The following is a 14,641-nucleotide window of genomic DNA, read 5'->3' as shown; positions in this document are numbered from 1 at the left end:
GCCGCCCGGGAACGACAGCACCCGGGCGCGGCGGACGTCCAGGTACTGTCGCCGGCCCCCGGCCGTGTCTACGCTGCTGTACGTGTCCTCGTCCGCGCGGGATGCCGCGCCCCCCGCCTACGTCCACGCGAGCCTGCCCGGGGCGGTCCCGCTGCTCGGACACCTCCCGGCGCTCGTCCGCGACCCGGCCGCGCTGCTGGCCGGACTGCACCGGCACGGCGACCTGGTGGACCTGCGCCTGGGCCCGAACCGGCTGGTGGTGCCCTGCCATCCGGAACTGTTGCGGCAGGTCTACGCCGACGACCGCACCTTCGACAAGGGCGGCCCGATCTACGGGCGCTTCCGGGAGATCCTCGGCAACGGGGTGGCGACCTGCGCCCACGCCGACCACCGGCGCCAACGCCGGATGCTGCAACCGGAGTTCAGGCCCGAACGGGTCGCCGCGTACGCGGAGGTGATGACCCGGGAAGCGGCGCTGCTCGCCGACTCCTGGCGGCCCGGCGAGGTGGTGGACGTCTTCCCGTCCTGCTACCGCTTCACCCTGCGGGTGGTGACCCGCACCCTGCTCGGCACCGAGGTGCCCGACGTCCTGGCCGGCCGGCTCCAGCGGGCGTTCGAGACCGCGTTCGCCGGTGCGCTGCGCCAGGTGGTCCGGCTGCCCGCCGGCCCCGGCTACCGCGCCGCCGTACGCACCCTGCGGAGCACCGTCGCCGGGCTGGTGCGCGACCAGCGGGCCCACGGCGCCGACCGCACCGGCCTGCTGGCGGGCCTGGTCGCCGCCCGCGACGAGGACGGCACGGCCCTGTCCGACGCCGAACTGCACGACCAGGTCGTGGCCATGCTGCTGGCCGGCACCGAGACCACGGCCTCCCAGCTCTCCTGGACCCTGCGCCTGCTCACCGCCCACCCCGACGTCCTCGCCGCCCTGCACCGCGAACTCGACGAGGTGCTGCCGGACGGCCGGGCCGCCCGCTTCGCGGACCTGCCCCGACTGCCGTACACCGGCCGGGTACTGACCGAAGCCCTGCGGCTGTACCCGCCGGGCTGGGTCCTGCTGCGCACCTGCACCCGGGCGGTCGAACTCGGCGGCCGCACCCTGCCGCGCGGCACCCAGGTGGTGCTCAGCCCCTACGTCGCCCACCACCATTCCGGGATCTTCGCCGACCCGGCCCGGTTCGACCCGGACCGCTGGTTGCCCGAGCGGGCCGCCGCGCTGCCGCGCTGGGCGTTCGCCGGCTTCGCCAACGGCCCGCGCCAGTGCCTGGGCGCGGACTTCGCCCGCACCGAGGCGGCCATCGCGCTGGCCACCCTGCTGACGCGCCGCCGCCCCGTCACGGTGCCCGGCCGCAGCCGCTCCGACGACCGCCCGATGCGCCTGACCACCGTGCTGCGGCCGCAGCGCCTGCGCCTGCGCGTGCTCGACCGCCGCCCGCCGGGCCGGCCCGGTCCGCCGCTTCCGCCCCCGCCTCCGCCCGAGGAATGACGCGGCGCGGTCCCCGCGCCTGCGCGCGGGGACCGCGTTCCCGAAGGCGGTCGGCGCGCGTTGGCGCGGACGTGGCCGCCGGTGTCCCAGTACACGTTCACCTGCGCGTGGCCGTCGCTGCTCCTGACGGCGTCGCACCAGGGGTGGTCGCTGGTCACACAGGCGACCTGGTAGTCGGTCCGCTCGCCGACCGGGCCACCTACTTCGCCGTCAGCGCCATGGAAGGGAGCCCGTGACCGCGCCGGGGCGCGGGGACGTGATCGTCGTCGGGCGCGACGGCATGGACGGGATGTGGGTGGTGATCTCCAACGACACGCGCAACACCGTCCTGGACACCGTCGTCGCCGCCCGGATCGGCACCGGCTCCGACGCGTGGCCGAAGGCCGCGGACAGGTACGGGTCTGGACAGGGGCGGGGGAGTGCGCCAGTGTTCACCCCCATGACTCTCCCGCTCCCCGCGCAGGGGCCCGGCGCCGGGCGCGGCGCGCTGTTCGACGCGGTCACCGAGGTCGGTGACGCGGCGGTGATCCTGCTCGCCGGCTGTCGCGGTGCCACCCCGATCCCGGGTGCGCAGTGGACGGTCGCGGAGGCGGCCGCGCACCTGGCGATGGCCAACGAGCTGATGGCGGACCTCGCGGCCGGCACGGACCGGCCGTACGGGGACGGCACCGTCGGCTCGCTGGCGGCTGCGAACGCGGCTTCCCTGGCCGAGCGGCCGGAGCGGGACCCGGTCGTGCTCGGCGCGGAGATCGCCCGGCAGGCCCGGCGGTTCATCGCGGCGGCCGGACCGCGCGGCGGCGGGGAACCGGTGCTGACCCCGCTGGGCGGCATGGACGTGGACACCCTCGGCGCCTACCTGCTGACCCACATGCTGGGCCACCTCTACGACATCGCCGTCGCGCTGGGGCGGCCGCACCCGATCGACCGGCACCGGGTGGGGCTGACGATGCCTTTCCTGCGGACGGCCATGCCGCTGGTGGTGGACGCCGGGGCGGCGGCCGGCCACAGTGCTTGCTACCGCCTGCGGGTGCGCGGCCTGGACGGCTTCGCGGTGACCTTCACGGACGGTGCGGCCGTGGTGAGCCAGGAGCCGCCGCGCCGCCCGGACTGCACCATCCTCACCGAACCGGTGGCGTTCCTCCTCATCGCGCTGGGCCGCTTCACCGCCACCGACGCCCTCCGCCGGGGCAAGGTGCTCGCCTGGGGCCGTCGGCCGTGGCTGGCCTCCTCGTTCCCCGGGCTGTTCGCCGCCCCTTGAGAGGGGGCGTGGAGCGGTCGCCGGCGGAGTCCGGATTCGACGGAGCTCGAAGGGCTTTGTCCGGCCCAACTCCGTACACGGAGACTGGCTCCACCGACCCCGCCCCGCTGTCCATCGGGGGTGGCTGGTCGCCGTGACAGCCGATTCCGTTCCGGAGGAGTTCCCATGAGCCGCATGTCCTCGTTCCGTCTGCGCGCCACCGTCGTCGCGGTCGCCGCCTCGGCCTGTCTGCTCGGCGGTGCCGCCACCGCCGGGGCCGCGCCGGCGTCGCCCGCCGGTACCGCCGCGATCGCCGCGACCGAGATGGCGACCTTCACCGGCAGCGGGACCGGTGGCACCCAGTCCTCGGCGATCACCAGCGCGGCCAACGTGGCCTTCGCGAACGCCCAGCGGGCCGGCTGGCAGCGGAGCCAGTGCTACCTCCGTGCCTCCGACGTCCGGGCGACCGGAAGCGGCTGGTTCAGCGCCGTCGCCGAGGTGTTCTGCCAGCGCTGATCCGCCCTGACCCACCCCGATCCACCGAGAAGGAAAGTGGGACGACTGAGATGACGTCGATGTTCACCCGGGCCGGAGCCGCGCTCGTCCTCGCGGGTCTGGTGGTGCTGGTGCCGACCGCCGCGCACGCCACCACCGACACCGTCGCCCGCGCCGGCGCGGCCCCGGCCGCCGTCGCGCAGGAGACTCAGCGGTTCACCGGTTCCGCCTACGAGAACAGCCCCAAGGAGGCGAAGCGCGAGGCCGAGAAGCAGGCCCGTCACAGCGCGCTGCTCTCCGGCTTCCTCAACGAGCAGTGCGTGCTGCTCTTCGCCGATTCCTACCGGCTCGCCCCCGGCTACTACGGGGCGAACGCCGCGATCAGCTGCACACGCTGATCCTGTGGGCCCGGCGGTGCGGCCGCACCGCCGGGCCCCACGTCGGTGCAGCGGCCCGGTCAGCCGCAACAGGGCTTGCACTCCTTCACCTGCACGTCGTCGACGACCGGTCCGTACGACCCGCCCACGGTGCTGGCGAAGCCCAGGGTGGTGGACGCGCCCTGGGCGACGAAGGTGAACTGACGGCCCACGTATCCCATGGCGGCGAACGTCCGGCCGGTGACGTCGAAGGAGAAGTCCTGGAAGTTCTGGCCGTCGATCAGCGCCCGGCCGGTCTTCAGGGCCGGCGCGCCCGCCGGGTTGCCCGCCAGGGAGTAGGTGACCGAGTAGGTGGCGCCCGGGACGGTGGTGAAGCTCTGGGTGACGGTGCCGGCGCTGGTTCCGTTGAGGTCCACCGACTGGTCGCCCTCGGCGGCCTGCCAGAAGCCGGCGCCGATCAGGTCGACGGTGCCGCCCGCGACGCGCCACGGGCCGACGGTCTGACCGGCGGTCAGGGGGGTGAAGGAGTTGACGGGGGCCTTGGGCGTCTCGAAGCTGCCGTCGTCGAAGCGGCTGAGCGCCCGGTTGCCGCCGGCGGCCTGGGCCGGGACGGCCAGGGCGGTGGCGCCGGCGACGAGCAGGGCGACGGCGGCGATGCGGGTGCGCGAGAACGACATGGGTGCCCTCCCGGGGCTGGTGAGTGGGATCAGCCGATGATCGGCTGTGCACAGAGCGTCCGCCGTCGTGGTGATCCCTGCCAAGGCCGGACCGGTGGCGCCCGGTGTCGCGCGCGGTCCGGACCCGCACCTCCGCGCGCCGGTTTCGCCCGGACCGGGCCGGGCGTACCGGGCCGTTCCGGACCTCGCCGAGCCTCGTGCGACGGCTGCGGCGGGTTGGACCGGTCCCGGCCGGGGTGTTTCCCGGGGAGCGGAACGATTCGTGCACGCCCCTCCCGTGCGACGTGCCCCGTCCCTCCCGCGTGACGCGCCCCCGTTCTTCGCGCCCGCCGCGCCTGTTCCGTCCGCCGTCCGTCGTCCGCCGCTACTGTCCGCCGCCGCGCCGGGCGTCCAGGGCCAGGTGGGTGCCGAGTCCGAACAGCAGCCCCCAGAAGGCCGAGCCGATGCCGAACAGGCTCATTCCCGAGGCGCTCGCCAGGAACGTCACCATCGCCGCGTCGCGCCCGCGCTCCTCGGCGACCGCCGCCGCCAGGCTGCCCTGGAGCGAAGCCAGCAGCGCGACCCCGGCGATCACCGCGATCAGTTCCTTCGGCAGACCGGTGAACAGGCTCACCAGCACGCCGCCGAAACTCCCCACGAGCACGTACAGCGCGCCCGACGACATTCCCGCCACATACCGGCGGCGCGGATCCGGATGCGCCTCCGGGCCCGAGCAGATCGCCGCCGTGATCGCGGCCAGATTGACCCCCGGCGAGCCGAACGGCGCCATCAGCACCGATATCGCGCCGGTCGAACCGATCAGCAGTCGGTCGTCCGCCCGGTAGCCGAAGGCCCGCATCACCCCGAGACCGGGCGCGTTCTGCGAGGCCAGGGCCACGATCGTCAGCGGCAGCGCCAGACCCACCAGGGCCGACCAGGAGAACGCCGGCGCCGTCAGCACCGGCACCGTCGGCCCGCCCGAGCCCGGGTGCAGCGGCAGCCCGACGGTCAGCGCCGCCAGCACCCCGCCGGCCAGCAGCGCCACCGGCACGGCGTACCGGGGCGCGAACCGCTTGGCCACCAGGAACGCCGCGAAGGCACCGACCACCAGCGTCGGCGCGCTGTGCACGGCACCGAAGATCCCGGCGCCGAAGGAGAACAGGATGCCCGCCAGCATCGCGTTCACGATCCCCACCGGCACGGCGGCGATCAGCCGCCCGAACCAGCCGGTCACCCCGAACAGCGTCACCGTCACCGCGCTCACCAGGAACGCCCCGATCGCCTCCCGGTACGGGTAGTCGCCGAGGCTGGTCACCAGCAGCGCGGCCCCGGGCGTCGACCAGGCGGTGACCACCGGCGTACGCGTCCACCAGCTCAGCGCGAAGCCGCTGACCCCGCTGCCGATCGCCACCGCCCAGATCCAGGAGGCCGTCTGCGCCGTGTCCAGCCGCCCGGCGGCGGCCGCCGCGAGTACCACCACCAGGGGACCGGAGAACGACACCGCGACGCAGATCAGACCCGCCAGCAGCGCCGGCCCCGAGACATCGCGCCGCAGCGTCCGACGCTCCCCGTCCCCGGCCGGTGCTGTCTCCGGCCGGGCCGTCAGTTCGTTTGTCATCCCGGCAGTATCCCGGACGCCTCCCGGACCCCTCCGGGCCCACAGCCACCACCCGGCACTCCCGCACGCGGGCGGCCGTTCCACGCCCGCCCGGGCCGCACCCGATCGGACCGGGCCGATAATGGGACCATGATCGACAAGCGGTTGCGCGTGGTTCTGGCCGAGGATTCCGTCATCCTCCGGGAGGGGATGGTCGAACTGCTCGGCGCCCGGGGGTGCGAGGTGGTGGCCACCGTCGGCACGGCGCCCGAGCTGGTCGCCGCGGTGGCCGAACACCGGCCCGACGTGGCGGTGGTGGACATCCGGATGCCGCCCACCCACACCGACGAGGGGATCCGGGCCGCCGTCGAGATCCGGGCGACCGACCCCGGGGTGGGCGTCCTGGTCTTCTCCCAGCACATCGAGACCGCCTGGGCGGCCCGGCTGCTGGCGGGCGGCGCGGCGGGCATCGGGTACCTGCTGAAGGAGCGCGTCGCCCGGACCTCGGAGTTCCTGGACGCGCTGCACCGGGTCGCCGACGGCGGGACGGCGCTCGACCCGGAGGTGGTCACCCGGCTGATGCGCGGCGGACAGCGGGGCCGGGTCGAGACCCTGACCCCGCGCGAGCGCGAGGTGCTGGAGCTGATGGCCCAGGGCCACTCCAACCGCTCGATCGCCGGTCTGCTCGTGGTGTCGGAGCGCGCCGTCGAGAAGCACGTGGCGGCCGTTTTCACCAAGTTCGACCTGCCCGCGACGGAGACCGACAACCGGCGGGTGAAGGCCGTGCTCGCCTATCTGGCGGAGCAGGACCGGTGAGTCCGGGGCGGTGGGGCCCCGGTCGACCGCGGGTCAGAGGCCGGTCGGGAGGTCGGCCGTGACCGTGGTGGGTCCGCCGGGCGGGCTGTCCACCCGCAGCACCCCGTCCACCGCCGCCAGCCGTCCGGCCAGACCGGTCAGGCCGCTGCCGCCACCGGGCGTCGCCCCGCCCCGGCCGTCGTCGCGCACGCGCAGCCGGACCCGGCCGTCGGCCGCGCGCACCGAGAGCTCGGCCGACCGGGCGCCGCTGTGCTTGGCGATGTTGGTGAGCAGCTCGGCGGCGCAGTAGTACACCGCCTGCTCGATGGCCGGTTCCGGGCGTTCCCGGAGGTCGAGGCGGATGCCGACCGGCACCGGGCAGGTCGCGGTGAGCCCCGGCAGGGCCTCGGCGAGTCCGCCGTCCGGCGTCACCGGGTGGATGCCCCGGGTGAGCGCCCGGAGTTCGGCGATGGTGTCGTCCGTCTGGTCCCGGGCCCGGGTGACCAGGGCCCGCAGCCGGTCGCTGTCCGCACGTCGAGCGGGCGCGGGCGACGTGGGCGCGGGTGTGGCGGGCGGTGCGGCGCCGGTGGCGGTCGGCCCGGTGGCGATGAGCGCGTCCTCGGTGAGGGCGAGCGTGATGGCCAGGGCGACCAGCCTGGCCTGGGTGCCGTCGTGCAGGTCGCGCTCCAGCCGGCGCAGCCGGTCGGTGTTCGCCGCGACCAGGCCGGCTCGGGCGTCCTCCAGCTGCCGTACGCGCTGCTGGCTGCGGACCGGCCCGAGCAGCTGCCCGGCCAGTCGCCGGTTCACCCCGCCCAGCGCCCGGACGGCGCCCGGCACCGCGGCCAGCAGCGCCAGGCCCAGGGGCACCGAGAGCGCCACCGTCCAGCCGGCCGGTCGGGAGCCCGGTTCCAGCAGCCGGATCCAGAGCGGGAACCCGATCAGCCACCCGCCGCCGAGCGGCAGCAGCACTGCCGCCGTGAAGCCGAGCACGCCCAGCGGCAGGCGCAGCACGAGGTGGAGCAGCACCCGCCAGGCGACCGGATCGGTCAGCACGACCCGGCCCCGGGCGAACGCCCCGGCCGGCCGCGGCAACGGGTCCGGGGCCTCGACGTGCTCGCCGAGCAGCCAGCCGACCAGCCGTCGGTACGGCGTACCGAGCAGTCGCGTGCCCAGCAGCGCGGCGACCACGAACGGGAGGCCGATCACGGTGAGCGACAGCAGCACCCCCGCGTACAGGACGGCGAGCGCGTAGACGCCGCCGAGCAGCGCGACCGGCAGACCGAGGACGGCGAACGCCCAGTCACCGCCGCGGACGGCGGCGTACCGGCGCCACCCGCTCGGCCGCCCCCCGGCCGCGTCCGGGGCGCTACCGCTTCCGCTTCCGCCGCTGCCGCCGATTCCGCCAACGCCGCCGAGCCGGTCGTCGCGTTCAGTCACGGCCGCCGCCCACCAGCTCCGCCGCCGGCCCGCCGACCGCCCACCGGCCCGTGGCCAGGATGCCCGGCAGCGTCAGCGCCGCCGCGCCCGCCACGATCCACCCGCAGGTCGCGAGCGGGACGGACGGCACCGCCGACCCGGTCACCGCCCGGCTGAACGCCGCCGCCGCGGCACCCGCGACCGCCGCGCCCAGCAGGACGCCGACCGCCGTGGTCAGTACCGCTTCCGCCGAGAGCATCCGCAACAGCTGCCGCCTGGTCCCGCCCACCAGTCGCAGCAGGGCGAACTCCCGGCGCCGGTCGGCGGTCACGGCGATCAGGGTGTTGACGACGGAGACGGTGGCGAAGCAGACCAGCATGCCGAGCTCGGCCTGCCGGAGCCAGACGTCGGTGGCGGAGGTGACGGCGGACGCGGCGGTGGCCGCGGACCCGCCGCCGGCCCGCGCCGCGGCCGCGGCGTGCTCGGCGGTGAAAGTCATGATCGACATGGTGCCCGAAAGCCCCACCAGCATCGCCACCGGCACCACCGCCGAGGAGAGCCGTCGCGCGTAGCCCCGCAGATTGGCGTCGGCCAGCCAGCCCGTCCCGGGCGCCAGCACCCGCAGTGGCAGCCCCAGCACGGCGGCCAGGACGCGAGCCGCGAACGGCCCGGTCAGGGCGACCGCGACCAGCAGCACCAACGAGGCGAGCAGAGCCGCCTGGCCCGACCGGTCCACCTGGTCGGCCGGCCGGGTCGCGGACAGACGCAGCAGCAGTCCGCCGCCCACCAGCGCCCCGGCCCCGGCGAGCAGCCGCGGTGCGCCCGTCCGGGCGTGTTCGGTCGAACTCGCGGTCAGCGCGGCGGCCGGCGCGATGCGGGAGATCCGCCGGGCCGCCACCGCCGAGGCCGCCAGGCCGACGAGCAGCGCGGCGCCCAGGGCGACCAGCATCGGCACCGGCGTCGCCGGTACCCCGACGCCCGGCGCCGCCATACCGCGCTGCTGAAGTGCGGCGAGGAAACGCCGGGCCGCCACCGCGCCGACGACCCAGCCCGGCACGGCGACCAGCAGCGTGGTCGCGACGACCTGGCCGCGCACCAGCCGCCGGGTCTGCCGGGGCGTCGCGGCGACGGTGCGCAGCAGTGCCAGCTCCCGTTGCTGCTGTCGGAGCGCGAAACCGAGCGCGTTGACCACGACGAAGAACGCGACCAGGACGGCGATCTCGCCGAACGCGCCGGCGATCATCATCAGGCCCGGTCCGGCGACCGCCTCCCGGTCGGCCGCCGGGGTGGCGAGCTCGGTGGCGACCAGGGAACCGAACAGGGTCACCGTGGCGATGGCGAGCAGCAGCGCGACCGCCAGACCGGCGAACGCGGCCGGGCGCCGGCGCAACTGTCCGAGGACGAGGGAGATCATCGCGCTCACCCACCCAGCCGGCCGAGGCGGTCGGCGACCTGGGCGGCGGTGGGGCGGTCCAACTCGTCGACCACCAGCCCGTCGGCGAGCAGCAGCACCCGGTCCGCGTAACCGGCGGCCACCGGATCGTGGGTCACCATGACGCAGGTTCGGCCGTCCCGGTCCACGCCGGACCGCAGCAGGGAGAGCACCTCGTGGCCGGTGGACCGGTCCAGGGCGCCGGTCGGCTCGTCGGCGAACAGCACCTCGGGGCCGGAGACCAGCGCCCGGGCGATCGCCACCCGCTGCTGCTGGCCGCCGGACAGCTGCCCGGGCCGGTGCCCCTCCCGTCCGGCGAGCCCGACCCGGGCCAGCGCCTCCAGCACCCGCCCCCGGTCGGGCCGCCGCCCGGCGAGCCGGCCCGGCAGCTCGACGTTCTGGGCGACCGTCATCGCCGGCATCAGATTGAACGCCTGGAACACGAACCCGACCCGGCTGCGCCGCAGTTCCGCCAACCGCCGCTCGGGCAGCCGCGACACCTCGGTGTCGCCCCAGCGGACCGTGCCCCGGGTGGGCCGGTCCATCCCGGCCAGGCAGTGCAGCAAGGTGGTCTTCCCGGAGCCGGAGGGCCCCATCACCGCGGTGAAGGTGCCGGCCCCGAAGGCGACCGAAACCCCGCGCAGGGCCCGCACCTTGGCGCCGCTGCGTCCGTACTCGCGATGCAACCCGTCCGCCTCGGCGGCGACCCGGACACCGTTGATCCGTGCTGTTCCGTCCATACCGCCATCCTCGGCGGCGGGACTCGGGCCGATCGATCGTGCAGCCCCCCGAACCGGGGGTTCGGAAAACCGAACCCCCGGCCCGAGCGCCCGGCCCGAGCGCCCGGCCCGAGTCCCGTGCCCGATCGGGCTCTGTGGCTTGTCGCCGGTCAGTCGGTCCGTGGTCCGTCGTCGGCCAGCAGGGCGTGGAGGGAGGCCGTGAAGGCGGTGACGAAGGTGTCGCGGGCGGCGTCGTCCAGGACGTCCAGGGAGAGGTAGGGGTTGAGGTCCTCCAGTTCGACCAGCAGGAGGTCGCCCTCGGGGGTGCGGCAGGCGTCGACGCGCTGGACCCCGCGGTCGATGTCGTTCCAGTCGACGAAGCGCTGGGCGAAGGCGAGGTCGGCGGGGGTCGGCCGGTAGCGCTCCAGCTGCCAGCGCCGTCCGGGGTCCGGGGCGTGGAGGGCGTACTGGAAGGTGCGGTCGACGAAGTAGAACGAGACCTCGTAGGTGAAGCGGATCCGCGGCTGGACGAGGACGCCGTCGAACGTGATGCCGGCCAGCTCCTCGCGGGGGACGAATGCCAGGCCGATGGAGTCCGCGCCCAGCTCGGGCTTGACCACGTACTCGGGGACGTCGGGCAGTCCGGCGAGGTCCTCGGCCCGGTCGACGGTGGGGATGACGGGGTGGCCGGCGGCGAAGAGTTCCAACAGGTACCGCTTGCCCTTCATGTCGGCCTTGCCGCGCAGTTGGTTGTGGACGCGGGTGCCCGAGCGGAGCGCGGCGGCGCGGAAGGCGTCGTACTGGGCCTGGTAGTGCAGCACCGGCCCGCTGTTGCGGACCACGACCGCGTCGAAGGCGTCCATCAGCGCGGCCGCGTCCAGCGGGTGGCACAGGGCGAGGTCGAAGTCGGCGCGCAGCCGGTCGGAGAGCGCGATGTCCTCGTCGCAGTACCGGCGCCCGGCGGCCGGATAGGCGAGGTCGGTGACGTACAGGACGCGGGGCTTGGTGGCGGCCATGGTTCTCCAGGGGTCGGCTGAGCCCGCCCAACCTACTGCGAGATGGGGCGGTCGTCAGCAGCCGTTCATCTGGCCGCCCACTCGATCGCATACTGATAACGGGTCTGGTCCGATCGCGCGGAGGCGAACTCCCCTCGCCCGGTGCGAAAGTCGAAGGGAACGACCATGGAACGCAGATCCCTGCTCGGTGCGACCGCCGGAGCGCTGGTTCTCGGAGGACTCGCCCAGGGCACCGCGGAGGCGGCGCCCGCCGCCGGCGACGGCGGCGGGCTCGTCACCACCTTCAACGTCATCAGCGACATCCAGGGCGACCTCGGTGACTTCGCCCAGGCTCTCCGGGACATCAGGTCCACCAACCCGCGCTCCTCGGGTCTGGCCGTCGCCGGCGACATCACGCCGCGCGGCTACGACTTCGAGTACGCCGAGGTCCAGAAGGTGCTGGACCAGGGCCCCAAGCCGCGCGAGGTGGCCTGGGCGATCGGCAACCACGAGTTCTACGTGCCGAAGTGGTCCGACCCGAACACGCTCGCCCAGAGCACCTGGCCCAACGGCACCACCGAGGACTCCCTCTTCCGCAGCTTCTACCGCTTCGCCCGGCGGTCCGCGGTCTACGCGGAGACGTCGTTCGGCGGCGTCCCGGTGCTGACCCTCGGCACCGAGCGGTACATGAGGTACCACGACAGCTCGCTGTGGGACGAGGTGTGGATCAGTGAGGCGCAGTTCCAGTGGCTGGAGGACCGCCTGCAGTACTGGGCGCGGCGGCGCAAGCCGGTCATGGTGATCACGCACCACCCCTTGCCCAACACCGTCTCCGGCACCCGCAGCAAGATCTACCTGAGCGACTACCTCCAGGCCGACCGGCTCCTCGGCATCCTGGGGCGCCACCGCGACGTGTTCCTCTTCAGCGGCCACACCCACTGGGACCTCGGCCTCTCCGACTGGTACGTGCGCCGCGTGGTGCCCGGCACCGCCAACCTCGACGGCTTCTCGGTGGTCAACACCGGTGCCGTGCAGACCGGTTTCGTCGACAACGGGCAGGGCGGCGAGTCGACCGTCCCCGGACATTTCAACCAGGGCCTCCAGGTGGAGGTGTACCGGGACCGTGTCGTCATCTCGGCACGTGACTACGCGACCGGCACCTGGATGAAGCGGGCGACCGTACCGCTGGCCAACCGCAGCTGACGGCCTGTACCCGGCGGCCCGTACCCGGCGCCCTCCACCCGGCAGTCGGTGTCCGGCGGTCGGTGCCCGGCGGCCGCCCCCCAGCGGGGCGGCCGCCGCGCCGTCGGCACCCGCTCGGCCCGGGGGACAGTGCGGCCCGGGGCGTCAGCGGAAGTCGGCCGGGAAGCCGGCGGTGATCGTCCCGTCCTCGCCCCGCCACAGCCACACCGGACGGCGCCCCAACTGGGCGACCGGCGGTGTGACGAAGAGCAGGCCGCGTTCCTCGCCCGCCTCGGCGGTGTCGTGGGCGGCGGCGGCCAGCAGCCGCAGGGCGTCGCACGCCGCGCCGTCGGGGTCGGCCGCCGCACCGGGTGGGTCGAGGTGGGTGGCCAGTTCGACCAGACAGGCGCGCAGCGTGCCGGTGACGCGTGCGATCGGGGCGCCGTCGAGGGCGGGGTGGCCGCCGGTGTCCGGGTGGGTCAGCACGGTGCCGTCGGACGGCGGGTTCGTCGTCATCTGAGTCATGGGCAGGACGGTAGGGGAGGGGCCCGACATCCCCGCGGGCTCCGCGGTGCCCGCGCGGCCCGACGGGGGCACCGGCCCGGGCGGGTGTCGGTCGGCAGGACTATCGTCCGCGGCATGGAACAGGACATCCTGAAGCGTTTCCCCCCGCTGCCCGACCGGATCGGCCACGTCGGCGGCGTGGAGTCGCTCACCGTCGACGGGCGGCGGTACTTCTTCGGCTTCGACTTCACGAGCGACCTGGTGCTCTCCCCGCTGATCGACGATCCCGGCGCGATGTCCGCCTTCGCGAGCGAGTACCTGCGCCAGACCACCGGCAGGCACGACGCCGCCTACTGGGACGGCCTGGTCGCCCTGGCGGTCGACGGCTCGGCGCTCGCCGGTGACGACGCGGACCGGACCGTCGTCCTCGCGGACCTGCGGGCCGGTCTGCCGACGGCCGGCAGCCACCTGCTCTACCTGCTGGGGGCGGCCACCGGCTGGGACGACTGGTTCGAGGAGGCGCCGGAGGTGCGGGAGGCGTACGAGCGCCTCGGGTTCGACGACGAGGACACGGAGTTCGTCGACCACTGCCTCGAGGCCGTGCGGGAGCACGGGACGGGCGCGCGACCCGACGAGTGGACGGTCGTGCGCTTCCACCTCGACACGGCGGTGCGACATCTGCCGGGCAACTGGGGCGTGTTGTTCGCGCCGCTGGCGGAGGGAGTGCTGAACCACCGCTGAGCTCCCTCCGCTCGCGGCGGGTGCGGACCGGCGAACAATTCCCCGCGCTCGGCGGCTCCGATCGCCTAGCATGCCGAGCCATGGCGATGTTTGTGCACCTGACGGCGGCGGCCGACGCACCGCGCATCCGGCGGGCCGGGATCCGCGCGGCCAGTCACGGCCAGGGCGGCGCACGCGGGGTGTACGTCTTCCCGGTGCTGCCGTCGTACACGCTCACCCACCAGTGGATGCGCGAGCTCGGCCGGTTCGACCGGCGGGGCGGACGGGTGGCGGTGCACGTCCGGCTGGACGACGCCCAGCCGGTGCTGGTCGGGCACTACGGGGACCGGCGGCAGGGCACCCAGGCCGCGGTCCCCGCGGCCGAGGCGGTCCGGCGGATCGCCGCGCTGGACGACCCGCGCGGGTGGGAGGTGTTCGTGCCCCGGGCGATCGGGGCGGGAGAGATGCACCGGGTCCGCGCCGCGCCCCAGGTGGTGGGCTGGCGGTACCGGCCCGACGCGCACGGCACCCGGCCCTGCACCTGCTACGGGTGCCGGGTGCGTGGCGGGTACGGGGCCCGGCGGCTGCGCGAGCGGCTCACGCACCCGCTGGACGGCCCGCCGCCGCCGACCGGTGTGCTGCTCGCCCGCCTCGCCGCCGCCGGGGACCCGGGCGATCCGGCCGAACTGCAGGCGGTCCTGGACTGGTTCATGATGCTCCGGCGCCGACGGGGCCCGATCGCCGAACTCGCGCACCTCGCCGCCCACCCCGACCCCGAGGTCCGGGAATCCCTGGTGTGGGCCGTCGGCGAATGGCGCACCCCCGGGACCGCCGAGCTGCTGGTCGCCCTCGCCGACGATCCGGACCCGGAGGTCCGTGAGGCGGTGGCGCGGGCGGAGGGGCTGAGGCGCGGTCGGTAGGGCCCGTGCGGGGGCCGGCCGGGAAACCCGAGCCCGAGGCGGGCCCGGGCCCGCCGGCCGGGAACCCCGGACGCGTGTGCGCGGGGCCGTTCGCGCCCACTACGGTGTGCCGG

Annotated in this window: 15 protein-coding genes; 8 read left to right on the top strand and 7 right to left on the bottom strand. The window is 75.0% G+C overall.

Annotation, left to right across the window (positions count from 1 at the left end; genetic code table 11):
- Nucleotides 1-82: 82 nt before the first annotated feature.
- The 4 genes from ACIQ9P_RS08610 to ACIQ9P_RS08595 all read left to right on the top strand — a co-directional run bounded on the left by ACIQ9P_RS08610 (nucleotide 83) and on the right by ACIQ9P_RS08595 (nucleotide 3,613).
- Nucleotides 83-1,483: a cytochrome P450 gene (locus ACIQ9P_RS08610; RefSeq protein WP_402351867.1), complete on the top strand. Its 1,401-nt coding sequence runs from the start codon at nucleotides 83-85 to the stop codon at nucleotides 1,481-1,483.
- Nucleotides 1,484-1,715: 232 nt separating this feature from the next.
- Entirely contained in the window at nucleotides 1,716-2,741 is a 1,026-nt protein-coding gene (locus tag ACIQ9P_RS08605; protein ID WP_402351864.1) for a maleylpyruvate isomerase family mycothiol-dependent enzyme, read from the top strand.
- 165 nt (nucleotides 2,742-2,906) lie between these two features.
- Nucleotides 2,907-3,236, top strand: coding sequence for a hypothetical protein (locus tag ACIQ9P_RS08600; protein WP_402351861.1), 330 nt, complete (start codon nucleotides 2,907-2,909; stop codon nucleotides 3,234-3,236).
- 50 nt (nucleotides 3,237-3,286) lie between these two features.
- Nucleotides 3,287-3,613, top strand: coding sequence for a hypothetical protein (locus tag ACIQ9P_RS08595; RefSeq protein ID WP_402351858.1), 327 nt, complete (start codon nucleotides 3,287-3,289; stop codon nucleotides 3,611-3,613).
- A gap of 59 nt (nucleotides 3,614-3,672) precedes the next feature.
- On the opposite strand, the gene ACIQ9P_RS08590 is transcribed toward ACIQ9P_RS08595, so the two are convergent.
- Both ACIQ9P_RS08590 and ACIQ9P_RS08585 read right to left on the bottom strand, forming a co-directional pair.
- Nucleotides 3,673-4,269 (bottom strand): choice-of-anchor C family protein, encoded by a 597-nt coding sequence (locus tag ACIQ9P_RS08590; protein ID WP_402351855.1) that lies wholly within the window; start codon nucleotides 4,267-4,269, stop codon nucleotides 3,673-3,675.
- 364 nt (nucleotides 4,270-4,633) lie between these two features.
- Entirely contained in the window at nucleotides 4,634-5,866 is a 1,233-nt protein-coding gene (locus tag ACIQ9P_RS08585; protein ID WP_402351852.1) for a benzoate/H(+) symporter BenE family transporter, read from the bottom strand.
- Between the two features lie 129 nt (nucleotides 5,867-5,995).
- On the opposite strand from ACIQ9P_RS08585, the gene ACIQ9P_RS08580 reads away from it, so the two are divergent.
- Nucleotides 5,996-6,661 carry a response regulator transcription factor gene (locus ACIQ9P_RS08580; RefSeq protein WP_402351849.1) on the top strand — a complete coding sequence of 222 codons (666 nt, stop codon included), beginning with the start codon at nucleotides 5,996-5,998 and terminating at the stop codon, nucleotides 6,659-6,661.
- A 33-nt stretch (nucleotides 6,662-6,694) separates the two neighbouring features.
- On the opposite strand, the gene ACIQ9P_RS08575 is transcribed toward ACIQ9P_RS08580, so the two are convergent.
- The 4 genes from ACIQ9P_RS08575 to ACIQ9P_RS08560 form a co-directional block, all read right to left on the bottom strand.
- On the bottom strand, nucleotides 6,695-8,077 hold the full coding sequence (locus ACIQ9P_RS08575) for a sensor histidine kinase (RefSeq protein WP_402351846.1): 1,383 nt from the start codon (nucleotides 8,075-8,077) through the stop codon (nucleotides 6,695-6,697).
- A complete protein-coding gene (locus tag ACIQ9P_RS08570; RefSeq protein ID WP_402351843.1) occupies nucleotides 8,070-9,470 on the bottom strand; it encodes an FtsX-like permease family protein in 1,401 nt (466 codons plus the stop codon). The genes ACIQ9P_RS08575 and ACIQ9P_RS08570 overlap by 8 nt, the downstream gene beginning before the upstream one ends.
- Nucleotides 9,471-9,475: 5 nt before the next feature.
- A complete protein-coding gene (locus ACIQ9P_RS08565; RefSeq protein WP_402351840.1) occupies nucleotides 9,476-10,228 on the bottom strand; it encodes an ABC transporter ATP-binding protein in 753 nt (250 codons plus the stop codon).
- 149 nt (nucleotides 10,229-10,377) lie between these two features.
- Nucleotides 10,378-11,223: a hypothetical protein gene (locus ACIQ9P_RS08560; protein WP_402351837.1), complete on the bottom strand. Its 846-nt coding sequence runs from the start codon at nucleotides 11,221-11,223 to the stop codon at nucleotides 10,378-10,380.
- Nucleotides 11,224-11,388: 165 nt separating this feature from the next.
- Here ACIQ9P_RS08560 and ACIQ9P_RS08555 point away from each other — a divergent pair, with 165 nt between their 5' ends.
- On the top strand, nucleotides 11,389-12,405 hold the full coding sequence (locus tag ACIQ9P_RS08555; RefSeq protein WP_402351834.1) for a metallophosphoesterase family protein: 1,017 nt from the start codon (nucleotides 11,389-11,391) through the stop codon (nucleotides 12,403-12,405).
- 144 nt (nucleotides 12,406-12,549) lie between these two features.
- Here ACIQ9P_RS08555 and ACIQ9P_RS08550 read toward each other — a convergent pair whose 3' ends face one another.
- Nucleotides 12,550-12,909 carry a hypothetical protein gene (locus ACIQ9P_RS08550; protein WP_402351832.1) on the bottom strand — a complete coding sequence of 120 codons (360 nt, stop codon included), beginning with the start codon at nucleotides 12,907-12,909 and terminating at the stop codon, nucleotides 12,550-12,552.
- Between the two features lie 114 nt (nucleotides 12,910-13,023).
- Here ACIQ9P_RS08550 and ACIQ9P_RS08545 point away from each other — a divergent pair, with 114 nt between their 5' ends.
- Together ACIQ9P_RS08545 and ACIQ9P_RS08540 are read left to right on the top strand one after the other, a co-directional pair.
- Nucleotides 13,024-13,629, top strand: coding sequence for a hypothetical protein (locus ACIQ9P_RS08545; RefSeq protein WP_402351829.1), 606 nt, complete (start codon nucleotides 13,024-13,026; stop codon nucleotides 13,627-13,629).
- An 80-nt stretch (nucleotides 13,630-13,709) separates the two neighbouring features.
- Nucleotides 13,710-14,528 carry a HEAT repeat domain-containing protein gene (locus ACIQ9P_RS08540; RefSeq protein WP_402351826.1) on the top strand — a complete coding sequence of 273 codons (819 nt, stop codon included), beginning with the start codon at nucleotides 13,710-13,712 and terminating at the stop codon, nucleotides 14,526-14,528.
- Nucleotides 14,529-14,641: the final 113 nt, after the last annotated feature.

The organism is Kitasatospora sp. NPDC094019 (genome assembly GCF_044764505.1).
In the GTDB taxonomy this organism is placed as follows: domain Bacteria; phylum Actinomycetota; class Actinomycetes; order Streptomycetales; family Streptomycetaceae; genus Kitasatospora.
The sequence above is the reverse complement of the archived record's forward strand: the minus strand, read 5'-3'. Positions and strand labels throughout refer to the sequence as shown.